Source organism: Litoreibacter sp. GN1-5, from assembly GCF_055693805.1.
In genome coordinates this window covers 3,697,416-3,716,371 of sequence record NZ_JBVFUP010000001.1, presented here as the reverse complement: position 1 = coordinate 3,716,371, position 18,956 = coordinate 3,697,416, and the positions used below count along the sequence as shown (strand labels likewise).

Genomic DNA, 18,956 nt, shown 5'->3' with positions numbered 1-18,956 from the left:
GTACTGACCTGCTCGCCTTAGAGACCGCTAATTTAGGTTAGCTCTGTTCATGTTTTGGTCTTCCTTTGACCGGTTAGCATATTCTGCTGGTGTCATTCCAGCGAGGCTGGAATGGGGGCGTTGGTGGTTGTAGTCGGCGCGCCATGCCGCAATCATCGGCAGGCATGGCGCGGGCTGTCGAAGAGACGCTCGTTCAAGCGTTCGTCGCGCATCCGGCCATTAAAGCTCTCTACGAAGCCGTTCTGCATTGGTTTCCCCGGCGCGATGTAACACTAGTCCACCTTGCGGTTTTCCTGCTATTTCAGGATCGCATTCGACGTCAGTTCGGTCCTATTATCTGGTTCGCGAGCCTCCAAGCTTTTTGAGGATTGTCGGCGAGATCCGAGCGGAATGCGCTACCAAGGGTTTTCGGCCCCCAACCCGACGCACTATCAAGGCACGGCTCGAAGCAATGGACCAGGAGAGTACCGCAAAGTGTGGGGCAGTTGAGTTTTGGGTTTGACGGTGGCAGGGGTTATTGATGTCATCTGGGCTGGAAATCTATCAACTGAAGGTTCGCCTACTCGGCATCAACCCAATGATCTGGCGGCGCGTGTTGGTGTCTTCTTCGGTAACCCTGCGCGAGCTGCACGGCATTCTGCAGGTGGCGATGGGCTGGGAAGGCATCCATCTTTTCTCTTTAACATCCACGCGGTTCAGTATGGCTCGTTTGAATTGCATGCCGCGACCCCGGACGTTGCGCTGCAGGAATTTGGGCTCCGCGAGAATGATCGGTTTTCGTACATTTATGACATGGGAGATCATTGGGAACATGAGATCCGTATTGAAGCGGATGAAGTGGATGGCTCCTGCTCCACCCGGCGTCGCAATGCGCCATAATGCAGGTGTCGAAATCTGCTTTTGAGAGGAGCCACCCAATGCAAGTAAAAACCATAGGACTGGATCTGGCCAAGAATGTTTTTCAGGTTCACGGAGTTTCTGTGACTGGCGACAAGGTCTTCAACAAGAAGATCAAACGCGCAAAACTGTTAGAGTTCTTTGAGGGCCTACCGCCTTGTGTGGTCGGTATGGAAGCCTGCGGTTCGGCCCATCATTGGGGCCGTGAACTTCGCAAGTTAGGGCACGATGTCCGTTTGATGCCAGCAACTTACGTCAAGCCATATGTCAAACGCGGAAAGACCGACGCAGTGGATGCAGAGGCAATCTGCGAAGCGGTTGGCCGCCCGACGATGAGATTTGTTGAGATCAAGACCGAAGACCAGCCAGCTCTTTTGACCGCCCACCGCACGCGCGAACTCATCGTCCGCCAGAGAACCCAGGTCTCAAACATGATACGGGGGATGCTGCGTGAGTTTGGCTATGTTCTCCCAACCGGGGTTGAGGCTGTGGCCCGCTTTTCCAAAAGCCACCTGGACGGTGATCAACCTAAAATTCCCGAACTGGCGAACGGGGTTCTCGGCACCTTGTGTTATCAACTCCTTGGGCTCAGCGCCCGAATTGAAGGCTTTTCCAAGTTGATCGAGAGCCATGCTCGGCGAGATGCCAACGCACGCCGACTGATGCAGGTGCCTGGGATTGGTCCAATTACGGCGTCGGCCATCGTGGCGACCGTCGGCGACGCCAAACAGTTCAAAACCGGACGAGATCTGGCCGCTTGGCTGGGCTTAACCCCGCTCAACAAGTCCAGTGGCGGCAAAGAGAGGCTTGGGCGGATTACCAAGAAAGGTGATCATTACCTCAGGAAACTTCTTATCGTTGGCATGACATCGCGCGCATTGATGGCAAAACTCCATCCCGAGAAAGTCGATATCTGGACAGCGAGGATGCTCGCTGGAAAGCCGGTTCGACTTGCAACAGTTGCCATGGCAAACAAAACCGCGCGCGTGATCTGGGCAATGTTGACGAGACAGGAGAATTACCGGCAGCCGGTCACCTGATCGGGACACCTGCCAGAGATGCAAGGCGCATGACGTGATGATGCGGACTAAGTCAACCAAGAGCGAGGACACTCCGGGAATGACGTTGGCCCTCGAAGGCCGTGAAGCCGATTGGAACCTCGCTTGCGGAAATCATCAAGGCCAGTGGCAGATCACCACATGAACAGGCCGGACAGACGACTGTACTGATTAAACGCCGCAATAAACGTCAAAAATGTCTTGCAATGCAGGAGCCATCCACAGAGGGCCGTGCGTTCGCCAAAGAAATCTTATCCGATCTGCATTGGCGGTTCCGGGGCTTGCCCGCCGGAAGATTGCGGCGGACCACATGGATACCTTGAACGTCGGGATGAAGCTGATGGCTATGATGCATGGCGAGACATGGGCATCATGACTGGCTTTCTCGAAGACGTTGTTGCTGCAGATGCTCCTGATCGGCAAGTTTCGGATTTCCTGTCCGACGACGTGGAAGCAGCGATGGAACGGATTGCTGCGCGCAAGCCGTTCATGGAGGGCAAGTTTTCACGGGGCGATGTGAACAAGCGGTTTCGGGCAGGCGATCATCGCGACCTGATGCGCCAACAGATGTGGTGAGGGGTGTTCAGAAAGGAACGGTTTTGGGCAGTATCAGCTGCCCTGTCCAAAACATAGCTTGACAGCGTATTGGTCGGGTTCGATGTTTCGGACATCGGTTTTTGAACGAGCATCCATCACATATGCCCCGCACCTTTGCTTATGCCAGAGTATCGACACTCGATCAGGACTCGCAGAATCAGCTGGGCGAGATCGCGGCTGCGGGGTTTCAGGTCGAACCGCACCGGGTGATCACGGAAACAGTCTCGGGCTCCATATCGATTGAGCAGCGCAAAGGCTTTGCGCGACTCCTCGACAAAATGGAACAGGGCGATGTGCTGGTGGTCACCAAGCTGGACCGGTTGGGCCGCGATGCCATCGATGTCAGCACGACAGTGGCCAGGCTTGAGGATATGGGTATCCCTGAAATAATAGCTGCGTAAATTGCCCCACGCTTTGCGGTACTCTCCTACTACCGGAACGATGCAGACGTCATAGATTTCAGATGCTAAACCTTCCAAGACGATCCAGGCGAACCGGGCGTTACTTCCACCACCTGCGCGGTTCCACGTTTTCAGCAAGCGTATCTTGCGGGATTTCACGGGCGATACGATAGATTTCCCCATAGGTGTCTATCCCGCCTGCCCATTTATTCAGGCGCTCACGCCATTCTGTCCAGGGATTAGGGTTAAACTCAGGCGCGCACATTTCTTCGGCGATCTTGATTTGATCATTCCCAAGAAAGGCAGGTCGGACATTATGTTTGGCAAACAAGGTGTCGGGCATTTGCGGATCAGAAAAGCCAACGGTGTTAACCAAAGCCGCCTCGTTGGCGGATTGAACGTGCATTTGGGCGATATAGGCGGACTCCATGACAGCATTCTGAAGATCGGCGCCAAGACTATTATAGATGGGTGCAGACATCGACGTGTGCTCGGTCCCGCAGAAAAACTTCAGATCAACAGATTGAGAGACCACAGGTGCCATACCCGCAGAGGCCACAGCAGACGCCCATGTTTCAGCACCGTCGATCAGACCCAATTTGAGACCATCCAGCGTTTCACCCCAAGAAACAGGCACCGGGTTGAGGTTCAAAAGCCGCATGGCAATCCGGCCCAGCTGTGTACCTGTGACACGATTTTTGGTGCCGAACAATTCTTCAATCTTGGTAACGGTTGGTGCATCTTTATATTTTAAACCCAGCTGAATACCGCGCAGTTCGCAATGGGAAAACAAAAATTTAAGACCGTGGCGTTCTTCTAAGGGGTCACGCAGCAATCGGTTCGATTCCGGGCTATATAGGAAATGATACTGCGCAGCCCGACTTGGAAACATGTAGGCATAATCAAGCACATTCAGATAGGGCGCACCGCCAGCAGAGTTCTGCGTGGAGGCTGTGTAAATATCAGTAATCCCAAGCTGCGTTGTATCTACACAAGACAATTGATCGCACGCCTGGTTATTTCCAATAAATTCAATGCGGATCTCGCCCTCTGTGCGCTCTTCAAGATCGCGTGCAAATTCAAGACTTCCGGCGCGTTCAATGAGAAGAGTGTCAGCGTTGAACTCCGCGGCACCAAATCGCAATGTATGTTTGGCCGGTTTTGCATATCGTTTCTCGTAAGTCGTCTCAGTCGCTTTTGCCAGAGAGACAAGGCTGACAGTGCCACCCAATGTCGTCGCTGCCATCATGGTAGAGGAAAGCCCATACTGCTTGGCCAACCTCATAAAATCGCGGCGAGATATCTGGTTTGAGTTTATGGGCATATGATTTTCTCCAATTCGGTCGCAAGTCTATTACAAGCAGCACAATTAATAATTAATGAGACTTTTTGGCTCAATAATTGAATTTCAAGTCACTAAGCTTTCTAAGTGAATTCCCGGTGCGCATAACCGATAATTCTGCATATCAGGTATGCAGAACTTACATATCGGCTAAGCCCAGCTTCTACGTGATTGCGGGCGAAGACTACATGACGCCCACTGAGCTGCAGCGCCAGTTCGCCGAAAAGATCGGCGCGACAGCCCGCGAAGTTGATGCCAGCCACGCGGTCGCCGTCTCCCAACCCAAATTCGTCGCCGACATGATCATCGAAGCCGCGAAATAGAACACATTCAACAGAGAGGACTGACAATGAAAAAGCATCTGATTGCAGCAACCGCCGCGTTCGTAACTCTGACCGGCGGCATGGCACTGGCCGATGAGGCGCGTACCGGTATTTATCCGCAAGGCAACGTTCCAATCGCCCCATACACGCCAGGCATCAAGACAGCCAATGGCTTTCTATACGTCGCCGGGCAAATCCCCTATGTGAACGGTGCCGTGCCAGCCCATGCGGCTGATGGCGAAAACGACATGCAGGATCAGGCCAAGATCGTGATGGAAAACATCAAGGCCGTACTGGATGAGGCGGGATATGATTTTAACGATACGGTGCGGGCGACGGTCTATCTCTCCGATATCTCCCTCTATGGGGCGTTTAACGAAGTTTACGGCACCTATTGGGGCGAAGGTGATATGCCGCCTTCCCGCGCCGCCATGGCTGTAAAGGAGCTTCCGGGCGGCAAACCCGGTGCACCTATTCTCGTCGAGGTGTCCATGGTTGCCTATAAGGCAGACTAAACCGGGCCAGTGGCGCTGCCGATCCCGGGCGGCGCCACAAATTGCCTCGATATGCAACGGCCACATTGGCAATTTGATCAGAGCTGCAAGTCACTAGCTACTCATAAGCTGAGCCTTTGCACCGTCTATCGATTGTGCCAGAGCCTCGATCTCATTTACGACATCAACAATATCCCGATCGGGACTATTGCATTAAGGCCCAGCAGGCCCGAAGCTGCAAAAGTGGCCACACTGCTGATAACCTATATTTTGTCCGAAAAACGAACGTTTGATGGCCCTAACTAGGTTGTCCCAACTCACTGTTTGCTAGGTGTTTAGTCCCGGCATGTGGTGGTCTACTGATTTGTGACCATCAGAAGGGTGAACTATGGGACAAATTCTTCACGGGAGCGCCAAGACCACGCACGCCGTCCGAGCTCTCATACAGCGATCGCAAGCTTCGAACGCGGCGCTGAGTCGGGAACTGGGCATCAACGTCAAGACCGTCGCAAAGTGGCGCAAGCGTGACAGCGTTCAAGACGCTGCTATGGGGCCGAAGGAAGCCCATTCCACGGTTCTCAGCATCGAAGAGGAAGCCGTCATCGTCGCGTTCCGGCGGCACACGCTGCTGCCTCTGGATGATTGTCTCTATGCGCTGCAGCCCAGCATTCCGCATCTCACCCGATCATCATTGCATCGGTGCTTGCAGCGGCATGGGATCAGCCGTCTTCCAGATGTCGAGGGCGACAAGCCGAAGAAGAGGGCGACAAGCCGAAGAAGAAGTTCAAACGTTACCCGATTGGCTATTTCCACATTGACATCGCAGAAGTACGCACTGGAGAGGGGAAGATCCGTTTGTTCGTGGCCATCGACCGAACCTCCAAGTTTGCCTATGTCGAGCTGCATGAGAAGGCGGGCAAGATGATTGCCGCCCAATTCCTGCGCAATCTAATTGCCGCCGTGCCATACAGGATCCACACGATCCTGACGGATAACGGCATCCAGTTCACCAATCGCAAACAGGACACATCCGCATTCGAGCACATCTTTGATCGCGTTTGTCGCGAGCACGAGATCGACCACCGCCTGACAAAGGTGAACCATCCGTGGACGAACGGCCAGGTTGAACGCATGAACCGGACAATCAAAGAGGCGACGGTCAAGCGATATCACTATGACACACATTCACAGCTTGAAACGCACGTCACCGACTTCATTGCAGCCTACAATTACGCACGCCGATTGAAGACGCTGCAAGGCCTCACACCATTCGAATACATCTGCAAAATCTGGACAACCGAACCGGAACGCTTCAATGTCGATCCGACCCACCACATGCCGGGACTAAACAACTAGTCTCCGAATAATCGGTCGGCGGCATCAAGATTTTGATCTCGTGTCGCTTGGTTAATTGCTAGGCGAGCGTTCACGCAATTTGCCTCATCCTCCGAGGCGTCTCGCACTTCGCATTCTTTCAACATTATCGCCCGTTCTTCGGGGTTATCGACGTAGTATTGCACTGATTTGTTCTCTTCGTCCTTGCAGCCGGTAAGAATCAAAGCGGTAGCGATATGCACGCATGTATCCTCCGCCCAGTGCGAAACACGCCGGGTTCTCTTGCAAAATGTTTTGTTATTTGGTGCGTTAGCAACTGCGTTGATTTGTGACCGACCGCACGGCTTAACCGAAGCCCTGCAACGGTTCATTGGTCTGAACACGATTGGCATCAATCCAAGTGTTTAGATCAGCACCATGATATTTTACGCGACGGCCAAATTTTACGAACGGAGGGCCAACGCGTTTGTGTCGCCACTGCGCACGCTTGGCACGGGTGGCAATAACATCCAGTTCACAATCGCTGTCATCATAAAGTCGTTCATTGTCAAAGATTCTCATTGTGCAATATCCAACTCCTGATGATGTTCGCTTTGTTTGACTATTGCACGCTAGGTTTCGTCTGTCCTTACGTAGGTTAAACTGAGCTCGCAGAATTTCATCATGTGCTCAGTTTCATCAGTGAATTTCTGCTTGAGTTTCGTCACAGCACCCGAATAATCAGGATCCCTCAAATTGCAGCTCACAGCTGCGCGTGCAGGCTCAAAATAGTCGGTTTTTAGGCCGATAGATTCAAAAATTTGCATTAAAGCATCGCAATAGTGAGATGTTGGTCCCTCACAGTCTTTCGAAGCGGTTACCGTTATGTCAGTGTAGTGTTCAAACGTTGCTCTTAATGCTTTTGCGACATAAATCGCCCTCGTATTTTGCCGATCGGATTGCAAGTCTAGCAATGAGCGGTAGTGTTTTGCTATATGCTTGACATCAGCCAGTTCCAGTTCGAGGCGCTGCTTGGTTGATAACATTCTTTTATCAACGGGTGGCGGTAGATTTGAAAGCGTATTTTGCGCTTTGAGAATAGCCATTTCTGCTGCGCCTAGACCCTTGATTGTCTGTCGTAATTTAGAGCTGTCAACCTCGCGTGGTTCAAGTTGAAAAAGAGGAAGATTGGTATCGTAAATCAGACTCGCGGCCTTGTGGCGCTCATCAAACAACAGTTCGATGCCTAGAATTTTTTCAAGTAAGTTATTCAAACGATTTATTATTTGAATATTTCGATGGTCATATTCATTGTCTGCGTGCAACGTCCTACACGTGATGAGGCCGTCTTCAATCCAACTTGTAGGCTCTTCAAAACCAATTGGTATGGGAAACTTTCTATCGGTCATCTTTGACTTCTGGCCACAAATTGCGACCATTCAACCATTAGAGTTCTACGCTTTGCCAATAGGTCTGACCGCGCATATGCTCTCTCGACATCAGAGCCTATTTTGTGTGCTAAACATAGCTCTGCGACTTCTCTTGCTACATTAGGTTGCTCTGAGGCCCAATCCCTGAATGTCGAGCGAAAGCCATGAACGGTGATACCTTCGACGTCCATCCGACGTAGCAGCATCAGCATTGCCATATTACTCATTGGTCTATGGCGCTTTTGGCCCTCGAAGACGACCTTGGAACGCAAGGCTTTTAATGGTTCCACTACCGCCAACATTTGCGGGGTTAGGGGTACACGATGTTCTTGGTCTGCCTTCATCCGTGACGCGGGAACAGTCCATAGCTGTTGCTCAAAGTCGAACTCATCCCAAGTGGCGTTCAATGCTTCACTTGTACGACTTGCAGTCAAGCAGGTGAACATGAGCGCTTTCGCTGCCATCGCGTCCTTGGTGGACAGCTCGGCATAAAAGGCAGGCACGTCTTTCCAATGCATGGCTTTGTGATGCTGCACCTTCTGCTTGACTTGCGGCAGTACGCGGGCGTCACGGATCGTCGTGACGGGGTTCTCGCCATCCCTGAAGCCCTTTGACTTGGCGACATCAAGCACTGCCTTCATCCGCTGTGCGAGACGCTTGGCCGTCTCATGCTTTCCAGTCCATACTGGCAGCAACACTTGTAACACTTCGGGCTGGCCAATTTCCGACACCGGCAACCGCCCAATCTTGGGGAAGGCGTATTCCGCCAAAGTATTGATCCACTGCTGGCCGTGCTTTGGGTTCTTCCACGTCGGCAAGCGTTCGATATGGACCTGACGTGCGATCTCCTCAAAGCAAGGTATCTCCTGCCGCCCGTTGTAACGCGGATTGATTCCCCGCTTCGCCAACCGCCGATATTCCAACGCCCGGTCACGCGCCTCATTCAACGTAACGACATCAGCACCACCAAGGCCAAAGTCGGTACGCAGGGGCTTGCCTTCACGATTGCGTTGGCCCTTCACAGTGACACGGACAATCCAGCGCCGCGCGCCAGATGGATCGACCACAAGGTACAAGCCGCTTCCGTCGCCGTGGCGACCGGGGCCGAGGGTCCGGACCAAATTTTTCGTCAGCTTTCCGCTAAGTGCAGCCATGAAAATACCACGATTTCTACCACGCAATGAATAGAAACGAGTCTAATCGAAGAGAAATGAAAAGCAAAATGAATGCGAATATATCAACAACAACAGCCCCATAAGGGGTTGAGTGACTACCAACAGAACTGAATGAAAATGGTGGGTGGCGGAGACGAAGGGATTCGAACCCTCGAGACCCTTCCGGGCCTACTCCCTTAGCAGGGGAGCGCCTTCGACCACTCGGCCACGTCTCCACGGGCGGGTCTATCAGTAAAAAGAATGTAAGAACAAGCAAAAATCTGTAGCTTACGACGTTAAGCAATCGGGTCTCTATGATGCGAACAGTACAGGAAGAGGGCATCATCTGTGTACTGCAATGCATACTGATCTGAACCATGGTCAATTCTGGCAAAAAGCATCGCCTAAAAGTCTCGAACACAAACTGGCCAGATGCTCCCTGGCAGGTCGGCAAACTACTAAGCAAGCAGCAGGTCAGCGAATGACTTGTCTGGCTATCTAAATTTACCGAGCAGGTTAGTTTCAACTTTAAATAAAACGCAAATCACAGTGAATACCTTTATTTTGTGATCACACAAAATTTTACTGTGATCACAAATGTTGGATTTCTTGCATACCTTGTGAAAAACCCCTTTGTCTCAAGTCTGTAACATGGCACGAAGTGTTAACTGCCTCAAACAGGAGACCTCCCTTGAACATACATGAATATCAGGCGAAGGCTCTTCTTCGCAGCTATGGCGCCCCTATATCCGATGGCCGCGCCGTTCTTAAAGCAGAGGATGCCAAAACTGCCGCTGGTGAACTTGACGGACCTTTATGGGTCGTCAAAGCACAAATTCATGCAGGCGGGCGCGGCAAAGGTACGTTCAAAGAGGCCGATGCAGGTGAAAAAGGCGGTGTGCGCTTGACCAAATCCGTCGAGGAAGCCGCTGATGAAGCCAAGAAAATGCTGGGGCGCACGCTGGTCACGCATCAAACCGGCCCTGCAGGCAAGCAGGTCAACCGCATCTATATTGAAGATGGATCAGGGATCGAGACCGAGCTTTACCTTGCCCTTCTGGTTGACCGCCAAACCTCGCGCATCAGCTTTGTCTGCTCCACCGAAGGTGGCATGGATATTGAAGAAGTCGCGGCCAGCACGCCTGAGAAAATCCTGAGCTTCTCTGTTGACCCGGCCACAGGATACCAGCCTTTCCACGGTCGTCGTATCGCCTTTTCGCTTGGCCTTAAGAGCGCGCAGATCAAGCAATGCGTCGCGCTGATGGGCACGCTTTATAAGCTCTTTACCGAAAAAGATATGGAAATGCTGGAGATCAACCCGCTGATCGTAACCGATGCGGGTGATCTGAAATGCCTTGATGCCAAAATGGGTTTTGATGGCAACGCCATCTACCGCCATGCGGACATCGCAGCCCTGCGCGACGAGACCGAGGAAGACCCCAAAGAGCTTGCCGCCTCCAAATTCGACCTGAACTACATCGCGCTGGATGGCGAGATCGGCTGCATGGTCAACGGCGCGGGTCTTGCGATGGCGACGATGGACATAATCAAGCTTTATGGCGCGGAGCCTGCCAACTTCCTTGATGTCGGTGGCGGTGCCACAAAAGAGAAAGTGACCGAGGCTTTCAAGATCATCACGTCGGACCCGAACGTCAAAGGCATTTTGGTGAACATCTTCGGCGGCATCATGCGCTGCGATGTCATTGCCGAAGGCGTGGTGTCAGCGGTGAAAGAGGTCGGCCTGAAAGTGCCGCTGGTGGTCCGTCTGGAGGGCACGAATGTCGAAGAGGGTAAAGCGATCATCAACAACTCTGACGTGGATGTAATCGCGGCGGATGACCTGAAGGATGGAGCACAAAAGATTGTGAAGGCGGTTAAAGGGTGATTGCCATAAAACACTCAGCCGTCACTTTGTTGGTCGCGCTAAGCATCTCGGGCTGCAATACAACGACTGAGACTTCTCAAGTAGTTGATAGCAATGAAGTGCTCAGAGCATTTACTTACGAAAGTGAGCTGCCGAGAGTTGCACGTACTTGTGTTGATGCAATCAGCAATGGCCCTCGCTCAATTGCCAAACTAAGCAGCCATGGCTACTCGAAAATATCCAGCGCAGATAATGACATAACCTACGCTTTGGTTTCGCAAGCTACCGGACCTTTTTCACAAGGCCAAAAGATCGCTGTCGGACACAGGAAAACGACCTCCCGATCCCAATGTACGATCACCTTTTCAGGCAGGGCCGGTTACATCCTCTACAAGCAATTCATTTCTGAGATCAAAAAACTTGGGTTTGAATCTCAGACATCTGAGGATGGCCCGACGCTCAAACGCGGCAACCAGTATTTAAGAATTAGCGGTGGAGGCCGCAACAAAGACAGAGAACCGCAATTCCTACTGTGGCAAGAATTGTAGTCTTTCGACTTTTCAAAAGTCTACAGGACGCAAAAAAGGAACCAACAACATGCCCATTCTCATAAACGAAAACCGCAAAGCCATCTGTCAGGCCTCCGCCTGCCTCGAACTACCTAGAGAACCACAATAAGGATTATCGCAAAGCGCAACTGACCAGAGCTACTTTTCCCCAAACAACCGCAAGACAGGTCAAATACCAAGTGAGTGATATCTTACAAAAACGATTTGGGCAGCTGGTTATCGCTGGCTCTGTTGTGCTGATCTCACTTCAGCTTTTTGCGGTCGCGCGCGGATGGCAGTTTTACCAATATGACTTCCGTGCTTTCTATCTGGGTGGCTTATTGTTCCTTGAAGGGCGTGATCCCTACGATTTTGCTGCACTGGTAGCCAAGTCGACGCAACTTGGTCTGGCAGATAACAATCATCCGTACCTCTACCACCCTCTCATGTTGCGTGTTTTTGCCCCCTTTGCATTGCTGCCGTATCCTGTCGCCTTTGGTCTTTGGCTTGGTCTGCAAGTGTTGTCACTTGGGGTGATCATCTGGGCTTGCCTGCGGTATCTCGCGATACCTGCCGCGATCCTTTTCCCGCTGCTTGCTGTGGGACTTAACGGAACGGTCGCAGCCGACCTGCGGGCTGGGCAGTTATCCTTGATCCTGACCGCATTGATCTGCCTTGCCTTTTGCGCAATGCAGGCTGGACGTCCATGGCGCGCTGCATCGCTTGTTGCTATAGCAACGGTACCAAAATTCTGGATTGCACCAATGCTTGGTCTGCTTGTAAACCGCCTGTCGGGCCGTGCCGTGACCGTCTTGATCTTTGCTATTGCCCTTGTTTCGGCCCTTATGGCCCTGTCATACATGCTTTCGCCCGCACAATTTGCCACAGCCACCAACGCAGCGCGCCAAATCATGTCCACTGAAGGGCCGGATATGATGCAACACGGCTCGGCGCTTAATGCGCTGCACAGCCTTGGTGCAGTTCTGGGGCTCTCCCCTGCAGTATCCCGCGCCATCTGGTATGGCTTTGTTGCTGTCGTCATCGTGATAAGCCTAACGGTCTGGCTGCGTGTATTGCGCGCAAACGCGCCTATATCCGGTGAAATTTTTGCGCTGATTACCCTGAGCACCTGTCTGGTGGCACCACGCCTGATTGTCTATCAATGGGTCGTTGCGCTGCCCGGCCTTGCCTTCTGTGTGGCCAGACTTGGTCTGAAAGCACGCCTCGCATTACTTGGCTGCGCACTGGTGCCGACCCTCTATATCGGGCGCTATGCGCTGGACCATTCACTAGAGGCACCTGCAACAACACTTTTCGATGTTGTTTTCTACTTCAGCAACCTTTGGATTATATTCGCAGCTTGGCTGATAGCAGTAACAGCAACATTGAACTCTGGCAGAACCGAACCCCATGCCGTTAAAACGCCCTTTGAGGACAACAACTCCGTTATGACGAACCGGACGGCGGCGGGGGTGTTATGATGCTGCACGCCGAAATGATCAACCTAGCCCGCGCGGATGAGCGCCGCGCACGGATGCGTGAAACGCTTGCCGAGGCTGGCGTTGACGCAGCCTTTCACCCTGCCTTCGATCTTGACGAGCATAATCACGAGGACATGCTGCACCACTGTCAGCCGGACGGCCCGTGGGGGATTTTTCACGACAGCAACATGGCCATTACCATTAGTCACGCGCAGGTATGGGAGCGTTTTCTGTCTACTGACGCGGACTTCTGCCTCGTGATGGAAGATGACGTCTTTCTTTCGCCTGATCTCGGAGCCTGGCTTGATGACCTCAGCTGGTGGCCGCAGGACGCCGACATCGTCAAGCTGGAACGCTGGCGGGCGCAGCAACTGCGCATTCTGCTACAAGACAAAGGCATCATGCATCGCAGACGTCACATAAAGCGCCTTTTGTCGCGCCATGTAGGGGCTGCTGGCTATATACTTACGCGGCAGGCAGCAACGGTGCTTCTCGCGCAACGTCCCTTCGCGCTGACCATCGACAACTTGCTGTTCAACTTCAACGCTTCGCCCGCAGCCCGACGGATGACGGTTTACCAGATTGATCCGGCTTTGGTTGTGCAAGGCAATGAGCCTGCGCAGCGACAACCCAACACTGCGCATCGCCCGCGACCCACCGGCATGGCACTGCTACGCCAGAAACTCAAACGCGGTTACTATGAAATCGCCTATCCGCCCTCCACTCTGATCAAGGCTGCCACCGGTCGCGCCCGTCTGCAGCAGGTAGCCTATCTCGCCGAGGTCACGGATGAACAGAGCACCCATATCTGTCCAGAGCAAATCGCCAGAAGGAGCGCCTGATATGATGCGCTTTCACCCGACTCTCGCCTCTCAGCAGCGTTTCAACATCACTCATTCCGCTACCGAAAGCAGCGGCAACTGTCTCAGAGATGGCATCGTTGCCATCATCATCAAGAAATAAGTCAAAGGAAGCATTATGGCCATTCTCATCGACGAAACCACAAAAGTCATCTGTCAGGGCTTCACCGGCTCGCAAGGGACGTTCCACTCGGAACAGGCCATTGCCTACGGCACGCAAATGGTGGGCGGCGTGACACCCGGCAAAGGCGGGCAGACGCATCTGGAACTGCCGGTGTTTGACAGCTGCCATGAAGCCGTTGAGAAGACCGGCGCCAATGCCACCGTCATCTACGTCCCGCCGCCCTTCGCAGCGGATTCTATCCTTGAGGCAATCGACGCCGAAATCCCCTTCATCTGCTGCATCACCGAAGGTATCCCCGTGCTCGACATGATGAAAGTCAAGCGCGCTTTGGAAGGGTCATCCAGCCGCCTCATTGGCCCCAACTGCCCCGGAGTCATCACGCCGGATGCCTGCAAAATCGGCATCATGCCCGGCCATATTCACAAACGCGGCAGCGTGGGTGTCGTGTCGCGCTCCGGCACCTTAACTTATGAGGCTGTGAAGCAGACCACAGATAGCGGTCTTGGCCAATCGACCGCTGTAGGGATCGGCGGCGACCCCATCAAGGGAACCGAGCATATTGACGTCTTGGAAATGTTCCTGGCCGATGACGAAACGCAAAGCATCATCATGATTGGCGAGATCGGCGGCTCTGCCGAAGAAGAAGCAGCGCAATTCCTGGCCGATGAGAAAAAGAAAGGCCGCTGGAAGCCGACCGCCGGGTTCATCGCAGGCCGCACGGCCCCTCCCGGTCGTCGCATGGGCCACGCCGGTGCCATCGTTGCGGGCGGCAAGGGCGATGCGGAAAGCAAGATCGAAGCTATGAAGGCCGCAGGCATCGTTGTCGCCGAAAGCCCCGCTGGGTTGGGCGAGGCAGTGCTTGAAGCGATTGGGTGATGCAGCACGTGCACATATTGGTAGGATAAGCTGAGGTGCTGAGAGACATAGAGACCATAAGCACCCGGTTGCGCCAGTCTGTGGCGTTGGCTCTTTGCGTTGTTTTCATGACGTTGGTGGCATCTTTGGCCGTCGCTGCGTCGCCCGCCGAAGATATTCGGCAAGCCTGCGCGCTTGACCGGGATCATGATGCGCGGGTGGCGTATTTGACGGGTGCTGGCTGGACCCAGCTGACCAGCGCAAATGATCAAAAAGCCGCAGCCAAGCATCTGTCCCTGATCCGTATTGCACGCCAATTAGGCACCATTTCCGAAGGGGCAAGCCTGCCGGTTCAGGACAGCATTGATCTGGCCTTGTCCCAAACCATCGAACTGATCAGCCATATCACGAACCCCGAAACAGGTATTCGGGCGGCTATTCTGACCAAGGACACCGCCCATGCCCTGTTGTTTGAACTGACCATCGCGGGAACCCCCAGTAATCTGGATTGCGAATTCGTGGGCTCCACCATGGACAATGAAGGGCTCGTCACGAGCCTGACAACCGACGCGCCCCAGATCATGGGCACCACGCTGACCCGCCATGTGGTCGAGGACACTACTCCAAACGCTCCGCTGCCCCGCAGCTATGGCTATATGGACCTGATCACCACCCCGCTGCCCGGCACCCTGCCAGACGCCGCCAAGACATCTGACCTGATCTTCACTCTCACAACTTTCCTGGAATAGACACGCAGCGCCATGATTGACCAAACCCGAAAACCAACATCAAGGGCACCATGCTAACCCCGGTCCAAGCCATAAAAATCTGCCTGCGTAAATACGCGACCTTTTCCGGAAGGGCTTCGCGCAGTGAGTATTGGTGGTGGACCGCAGCAGTTATACTTGCCTCGATTTTCGCAATTTCGCTTGATAGATTACTGTTTCCCGCAACCCTTGAAGCGGAAGTCGCGTATTATCCGATCTGGGACACGTTCTTTCTTGCCATCTTGCTGCCCGACATGGCCGTTACATCAAGACGCCTGCAGGATTTCGACACATTCGGCGAATGGTATCCGATACTCGCAATACCTGCCGCAGCACTTTCGATCATCGGCAATGACGGTAGCTTTCCGTATCAAGCTCTTGCGCAGATCAACTACGGACTAATCGCGGTACAACTGGCGATTGCTCTCATCTGCATACGCCCCTCCCAACCCGGCCCCAACGAATACGGTCCCAACCCAAATGAGGTCCCACAATGACCGAACATAGCCCCAACGACCAATTCCATGCCTCAAGCTTTATGCAAGGGCATAACGCGGAATATCTCGAACAACTCTACGCCCGCTACGCCAATGATCCAAACGCAGTTGACGATGGCTGGCGCGCCTTCTTCAAAGAACTTGGCGACACAGAGATGGACGTCAAACGGGAAGCAACCGGGCCGTCCTGGGCACGCACCGACTGGCCGCCGCAGCCCAATGACGATCTGACCTCTGCACTGGACGGGCAATGGGCAGAACCATCTGCTGTTGCCGAGAAAATCACTGCCAAGGCGAAGACGCTTGATGCAAATGTCTCGGACGATCAAATCCGCCATGCGGTGCTGGACAGCATCCGGGCCATCATGATCATCCGGGCCTATCGTATCCGTGGCCATCTGGTAGCCGATCTGGACCCGCTGGGTATGCGCGATGACACGCCGCATCCTGAACTGGACCCCAAGAATTATGGCTTCACCGAAGCCGATATGGATCGGCCAATCTTTATCGATAACGTGTTGGGGCTGGAAACCGCCTCGATGCGCGAAATCATCGCCATCGTCAAACGCACTTATTGTGGCACGTTCGCGCTGCAATACATGCATATCTCTAACCCTGAAGAGGCCGGCTGGCTGAAGGAACGTATCGAAGGGTTCGGCAAGGAAATCGCGTTCACTCGCGAAGGTCGCAAAGCCATCCTGAACAAACTGGTCGAGGCGGAAGGGTTCGAGAAGTTCCTGCATGTCAAATACATGGGCACAAAACGCTTTGGTCTTGATGGCGGCGAAAGCCTTGTTCCGGCAATGGAGCAAATCATCAAGCGCGGCGGTAGTCTTGGGGTGCAGGATATCGTCATCGGCATGCCTCACCGGGGCCGTTTGTCGGTGTTGGCCAATGTGATGGCCAAACCTTACAAGGCGATTTTCAATGAATTTCAGGGCGGCAGCTTCAAGCCCGAAGATGTGGACGGCTCTGGCGATGTGAAATATCACCTCGGCGCCTCATCGGATCGGACATTTGACGGCAACACCGTCCATCTCAGCCTGACGGCCAACCCATCCCACCTTGAAGCGGTCAACCCGGTTGTTCTTGGGAAAGCCCGCGCCAAGCAGGATCAGAATAACGACCCGGATCGCACGTCGGTTTTGCCGATCTTGCTGCACGGTGATGCGGCATTCGCCGGTCAGGGTGTTGTCGCCGAGGGCTTCGGTCTTTCGGGTCTCAAGGGCCACCGCACCGCTGGGACGATACATATCATCGTCAATAACCAGATCGGCTTTACGACGGCTCCGCATTTCAGCCGCTCTTCACCCTACCCCACCGATATTGCGCTGATGGTTGAGGCCCCGATCTTCCACGTTAATGGCGATGACCCGGAGGCTGTGGTTCACGCCGCCAAGGTCGCCACCGAATTCCGCCAGAAATTCCGTAAGGATGTGGTGATCGACATAATCTGTTATCGCCGTTTCGGCCATAACGAAGGTGATGAACCTATGTTCACCAACCCTTTGATGTACAAGAAGATCAAGGGCCACAAGACAACACTGAGCCTTTATACCGAACGGCTGGTCAGGGATGGGCTTATCCCCGAGGGCGAGATTGAGGATATGAAAGCGGCGTTTCAGGCTTATCTGAATGATGAGTTCGACGCCGGCAAGGATTACAGGCCTAACAAAGCCGATTGGCTGGACGGGAAATGGTCCCATCTCGACAAACGCGGTGAGGAATATCAACGCGGTGCCACGGCGATTTCTTCGGACACATTGGTCGAGGTTGGCAAGGCACTCACGACGACGCCAAAGGATTTTCCGCTGCACAAGACGGTCGGCCGCCTTCTGGACGCCAAGACCAAGATGTTTGAGACCGGCACAGGCTTTGACTGGGCAACCGCTGAAGCCCTGGCGTTCGGCTCCTTGTTGACCGAAGGCTACCCGGTACGTCTTGCAGGGCAAGATTCGACCCGTGGCACGTTCAGCCACCGCCACTCGGCGTTCATCAATCAGGACACCGAGGAACGCTATTACCCGCTGAACAACATCCGCGCGGGCCAGTCGCAATACGAGGTCATAGACTCGATGCTCTCGGAATATGCGGTGCTTGGGTTTGAATATGGCTACTCGCTGGCCGAGCCCAACGCGCTGGTGCTGTGGGAAGCCCAGTTCGGCGATTTCGCCAATGGCGCGCAGATCATGTTCGACCAATTCATCAGTTCTGGCGAAAGCAAATGGCTGCGGATGTCCGGCCTCGTCTGCCTGCTGCCCCATGGGTATGAGGGTCAGGGACCCGAACACTCGTCAGCGCGCCTTGAACGGTTCCTGACCATGTGCGGCGGCGACAACTGGATTGTGGCCAACTGCACGACCCCCGCAAACTACTTCCACATCCTGCGCCGCCAGATTCACCGGTCATTTCGTAAACCGCTGATCATGATGACGCCCAAATCACTGCTTCGCCACAAAATGGCGGTCTCTAGGGCCGAGGAATTTACCGAAGGCTCCTCGTTCCACCGCGTCCTTTGGGACGATGCGCAACAAGGCAATTCCGACACAAAACTGGTGAAGGACAACAAGATCAGGCGGGTCGTCATGTGCTCGGGCAAGGTTTACTATGACCTGCTCGAAGAGCGCGACGCACGCGGCATCGATGACATCTACCTGATGCGCGTCGAGCAATACTACCCCTTCCCGGCACAATCAGTCGTCAAGGAACTGGAGCGTTTCAAACAGGCCGAAATGGTCTGGTGTCAGGAAGAGCCGAAAAACCAGGGTGCATGGACCTTTATCGAGCCCAATATCGAATGGGTTCTCACCCGCATCAAGGCCAAACACCACCGCCCCACCTATGCCGGACGTCCCGCCGCAGCCTCGCCTGCGACGGGTCTTGCCAGCCAACACAAAGCCCAACAATCCGCGCTCATTGATGACGCGCTTACCATCGAAGGAAAGTAACC

Annotated in this window: 19 protein-coding genes, 1 tRNA gene and 3 pseudogenes; 16 read left to right on the top strand and 7 right to left on the bottom strand. The window is 53.8% G+C overall.

The window, feature by feature from the left end; genetic code table 11:
• Positions 1 to 27: 27 nt before the first annotated feature.
• A pseudogene (locus ACZ1HF_RS18785) lies at positions 28 to 338 on the bottom strand (integrase core domain-containing protein); the annotation flags it as partial.
• Positions 339 to 520: 182 nt separating this feature from the next.
• Between ACZ1HF_RS18785 and ACZ1HF_RS18780 the strand changes: the two are divergent.
• From ACZ1HF_RS18780 to ACZ1HF_RS18760, 5 genes and pseudogenes are all read left to right on the top strand, one after another.
• Positions 521 to 628, top strand: a pseudogene (locus tag ACZ1HF_RS18780) (IS1096 element passenger TnpR family protein); the annotation flags it as partial.
• An 86-nt stretch (positions 629 to 714) separates the two neighbouring features.
• On the top strand, positions 715 to 879 hold the full coding sequence (locus ACZ1HF_RS18775; protein ID WP_472659091.1) for an IS1096 element passenger TnpR family protein: 165 nt from the start codon (positions 715 to 717) through the stop codon (positions 877 to 879).
• A gap of 38 nt (positions 880 to 917) precedes the next feature.
• Positions 918 to 1,937 (top strand): IS110 family RNA-guided transposase, encoded by a 1,020-nt coding sequence (locus ACZ1HF_RS18770; protein WP_472655593.1) that lies wholly within the window; start codon positions 918 to 920, stop codon positions 1,935 to 1,937.
• Between the two features lie 249 nt (positions 1,938 to 2,186).
• Positions 2,187 to 2,531 (top strand): IS1096 element passenger TnpR family protein, encoded by a 345-nt coding sequence (locus tag ACZ1HF_RS18765; RefSeq protein WP_472658935.1) that lies wholly within the window; start codon positions 2,187 to 2,189, stop codon positions 2,529 to 2,531.
• A gap of 122 nt (positions 2,532 to 2,653) precedes the next feature.
• Positions 2,654 to 2,953 carry a recombinase family protein gene (locus ACZ1HF_RS18760; RefSeq protein ID WP_472658934.1) on the top strand — a complete coding sequence of 100 codons (300 nt, stop codon included), beginning with the start codon at positions 2,654 to 2,656 and terminating at the stop codon, positions 2,951 to 2,953.
• 100 nt (positions 2,954 to 3,053) lie between these two features.
• On the opposite strand, the gene dctP is transcribed toward ACZ1HF_RS18760, so the two are convergent.
• Positions 3,054 to 4,277 (bottom strand): TRAP transporter substrate-binding protein DctP, encoded by a 1,224-nt coding sequence (gene dctP, locus ACZ1HF_RS18755; RefSeq protein WP_472658933.1) that lies wholly within the window; start codon positions 4,275 to 4,277, stop codon positions 3,054 to 3,056.
• Between the two features lie 206 nt (positions 4,278 to 4,483).
• Between dctP and ACZ1HF_RS18750 the strand changes: the two genes are divergently transcribed.
• From ACZ1HF_RS18750 to ACZ1HF_RS18740, 3 genes and pseudogenes are all read left to right on the top strand, one after another.
• A complete protein-coding gene (locus ACZ1HF_RS18750) occupies positions 4,484 to 4,618 on the top strand; it encodes a hypothetical protein (protein ID WP_472658932.1) in 135 nt (44 codons plus the stop codon).
• A gap of 26 nt (positions 4,619 to 4,644) precedes the next feature.
• The gene (locus ACZ1HF_RS18745) at positions 4,645 to 5,133 is read left to right on the top strand and encodes a RidA family protein (RefSeq protein WP_472658931.1); all 489 of its coding nucleotides are present in this window, start codon (positions 4,645 to 4,647) and stop codon (positions 5,131 to 5,133) included.
• Positions 5,134 to 5,500: 367 nt separating this feature from the next.
• Positions 5,501 to 6,468, top strand: a pseudogene (locus ACZ1HF_RS18740) (IS481 family transposase).
• Here the strand turns inward: ACZ1HF_RS18740 and ACZ1HF_RS18735 are convergent.
• From ACZ1HF_RS18735 to ACZ1HF_RS18715, 5 genes are all read right to left on the bottom strand, one after another.
• Positions 6,465 to 6,818: an EexN family lipoprotein gene (locus ACZ1HF_RS18735; protein ID WP_472659090.1), complete on the bottom strand. Its 354-nt coding sequence runs from the start codon at positions 6,816 to 6,818 to the stop codon at positions 6,465 to 6,467. The pseudogene ACZ1HF_RS18740 and the gene ACZ1HF_RS18735 overlap by 4 nt on opposite strands.
• Positions 6,793 to 7,008, bottom strand: coding sequence for a MerR family transcriptional regulator (locus ACZ1HF_RS18730; RefSeq protein ID WP_472658930.1), 216 nt, complete (start codon positions 7,006 to 7,008; stop codon positions 6,793 to 6,795). The genes ACZ1HF_RS18735 and ACZ1HF_RS18730 overlap by 26 nt, the downstream gene beginning before the upstream one ends.
• Before the next feature lie 50 nt (positions 7,009 to 7,058).
• Positions 7,059 to 7,835 (bottom strand): hypothetical protein, encoded by a 777-nt coding sequence (locus ACZ1HF_RS18725; RefSeq protein WP_472658929.1) that lies wholly within the window; start codon positions 7,833 to 7,835, stop codon positions 7,059 to 7,061.
• Positions 7,832 to 9,010, bottom strand: coding sequence for a tyrosine-type recombinase/integrase (locus ACZ1HF_RS18720; RefSeq protein ID WP_472658928.1), 1,179 nt, complete (start codon positions 9,008 to 9,010; stop codon positions 7,832 to 7,834). Before ACZ1HF_RS18720 ends, ACZ1HF_RS18725 begins: the two co-directional genes overlap by 4 nt.
• Before the next feature lie 146 nt (positions 9,011 to 9,156).
• Positions 9,157 to 9,246: transfer RNA gene (locus ACZ1HF_RS18715), tRNA-Ser, on the bottom strand.
• Positions 9,247 to 9,701: 455 nt separating this feature from the next.
• Between ACZ1HF_RS18715 and sucC the strand changes: the two genes are divergently transcribed.
• From sucC to ACZ1HF_RS18675, 8 genes are all read left to right on the top strand, one after another.
• Positions 9,702 to 10,895 (top strand): ADP-forming succinate--CoA ligase subunit beta, encoded by a 1,194-nt coding sequence (gene sucC, locus ACZ1HF_RS18710; RefSeq protein ID WP_472658927.1) that lies wholly within the window; start codon positions 9,702 to 9,704, stop codon positions 10,893 to 10,895.
• Positions 10,892 to 11,422 (top strand): hypothetical protein, encoded by a 531-nt coding sequence (locus tag ACZ1HF_RS18705; RefSeq protein WP_472658926.1) that lies wholly within the window; start codon positions 10,892 to 10,894, stop codon positions 11,420 to 11,422. Before sucC ends, ACZ1HF_RS18705 begins: the two co-directional genes overlap by 4 nt.
• A 200-nt stretch (positions 11,423 to 11,622) precedes the next feature.
• The gene (locus tag ACZ1HF_RS18700; protein ID WP_472658925.1) at positions 11,623 to 12,903 is read left to right on the top strand and encodes a glycosyltransferase family 87 protein; all 1,281 of its coding nucleotides are present in this window, start codon (positions 11,623 to 11,625) and stop codon (positions 12,901 to 12,903) included.
• A complete protein-coding gene (locus ACZ1HF_RS18695; protein WP_472658924.1) occupies positions 12,900 to 13,745 on the top strand; it encodes a glycosyltransferase family 25 protein in 846 nt (281 codons plus the stop codon). Before ACZ1HF_RS18700 ends, ACZ1HF_RS18695 begins: the two co-directional genes overlap by 4 nt.
• A gap of 136 nt (positions 13,746 to 13,881) precedes the next feature.
• Positions 13,882 to 14,763 carry a succinate--CoA ligase subunit alpha gene (gene sucD, locus ACZ1HF_RS18690; RefSeq protein ID WP_472658923.1) on the top strand — a complete coding sequence of 294 codons (882 nt, stop codon included), beginning with the start codon at positions 13,882 to 13,884 and terminating at the stop codon, positions 14,761 to 14,763.
• A 35-nt stretch (positions 14,764 to 14,798) separates the two neighbouring features.
• Positions 14,799 to 15,491, top strand: a complete 693-nt coding sequence (locus ACZ1HF_RS18685) for a hypothetical protein (protein WP_472658922.1) — start codon at positions 14,799 to 14,801, stop codon at positions 15,489 to 15,491.
• A 50-nt stretch (positions 15,492 to 15,541) separates the two neighbouring features.
• Complete coding sequence (locus tag ACZ1HF_RS18680; RefSeq protein ID WP_472658921.1) at positions 15,542 to 16,006, top strand: DUF805 domain-containing protein; 465 nt, start codon at positions 15,542 to 15,544, stop codon at positions 16,004 to 16,006.
• Positions 16,003 to 18,954 (top strand): 2-oxoglutarate dehydrogenase E1 component, encoded by a 2,952-nt coding sequence (locus ACZ1HF_RS18675; protein WP_472658920.1) that lies wholly within the window; start codon positions 16,003 to 16,005, stop codon positions 18,952 to 18,954. The genes ACZ1HF_RS18680 and ACZ1HF_RS18675 overlap by 4 nt, the downstream gene beginning before the upstream one ends.
• The last annotated feature ends 2 nt before the right edge of the window (positions 18,955 to 18,956 follow it).

Coding starts and splice junctions, on each gene's coding strand:
- ACZ1HF_RS18770 (WP_472655593.1), top strand. CDS start 918: ATGCAAGTAAAAACCATAGGACTGGATCTGGCCAAGAATGTTTTTCAG.
- ACZ1HF_RS18760 (WP_472658934.1), top strand. CDS start 2,654: ATGCCCCGCACCTTTGCTTATGCCAGAGTATCGACACTCGATCAGGAC.
- dctP (WP_472658933.1), bottom strand. CDS start 4,277: ATGCCCATAAACTCAAACCAGATATCTCGCCGCGATTTTATGAGGTTG.
- ACZ1HF_RS18750 (WP_472658932.1), top strand. CDS start 4,484: ATGACGCCCACTGAGCTGCAGCGCCAGTTCGCCGAAAAGATCGGCGCG.
- ACZ1HF_RS18745 (WP_472658931.1), top strand. CDS start 4,645: ATGAAAAAGCATCTGATTGCAGCAACCGCCGCGTTCGTAACTCTGACC.
- ACZ1HF_RS18735 (WP_472659090.1), bottom strand. CDS start 6,818: ATGAACCGTTGCAGGGCTTCGGTTAAGCCGTGCGGTCGGTCACAAATC.
- ACZ1HF_RS18730 (WP_472658930.1), bottom strand. CDS start 7,008: ATGAGAATCTTTGACAATGAACGACTTTATGATGACAGCGATTGTGAA.
- ACZ1HF_RS18725 (WP_472658929.1), bottom strand. CDS start 7,835: ATGACCGATAGAAAGTTTCCCATACCAATTGGTTTTGAAGAGCCTACA.
- ACZ1HF_RS18720 (WP_472658928.1), bottom strand. CDS start 9,010: ATGGCTGCACTTAGCGGAAAGCTGACGAAAAATTTGGTCCGGACCCTC.
- ACZ1HF_RS18695 (WP_472658924.1), top strand. CDS start 12,900: ATGATGCTGCACGCCGAAATGATCAACCTAGCCCGCGCGGATGAGCGC.
- sucD (WP_472658923.1), top strand. CDS start 13,882: ATGGCCATTCTCATCGACGAAACCACAAAAGTCATCTGTCAGGGCTTC.
- ACZ1HF_RS18680 (WP_472658921.1), top strand. CDS start 15,542: ATGCTAACCCCGGTCCAAGCCATAAAAATCTGCCTGCGTAAATACGCG.
- ACZ1HF_RS18675 (WP_472658920.1), top strand. CDS start 16,003: ATGACCGAACATAGCCCCAACGACCAATTCCATGCCTCAAGCTTTATG.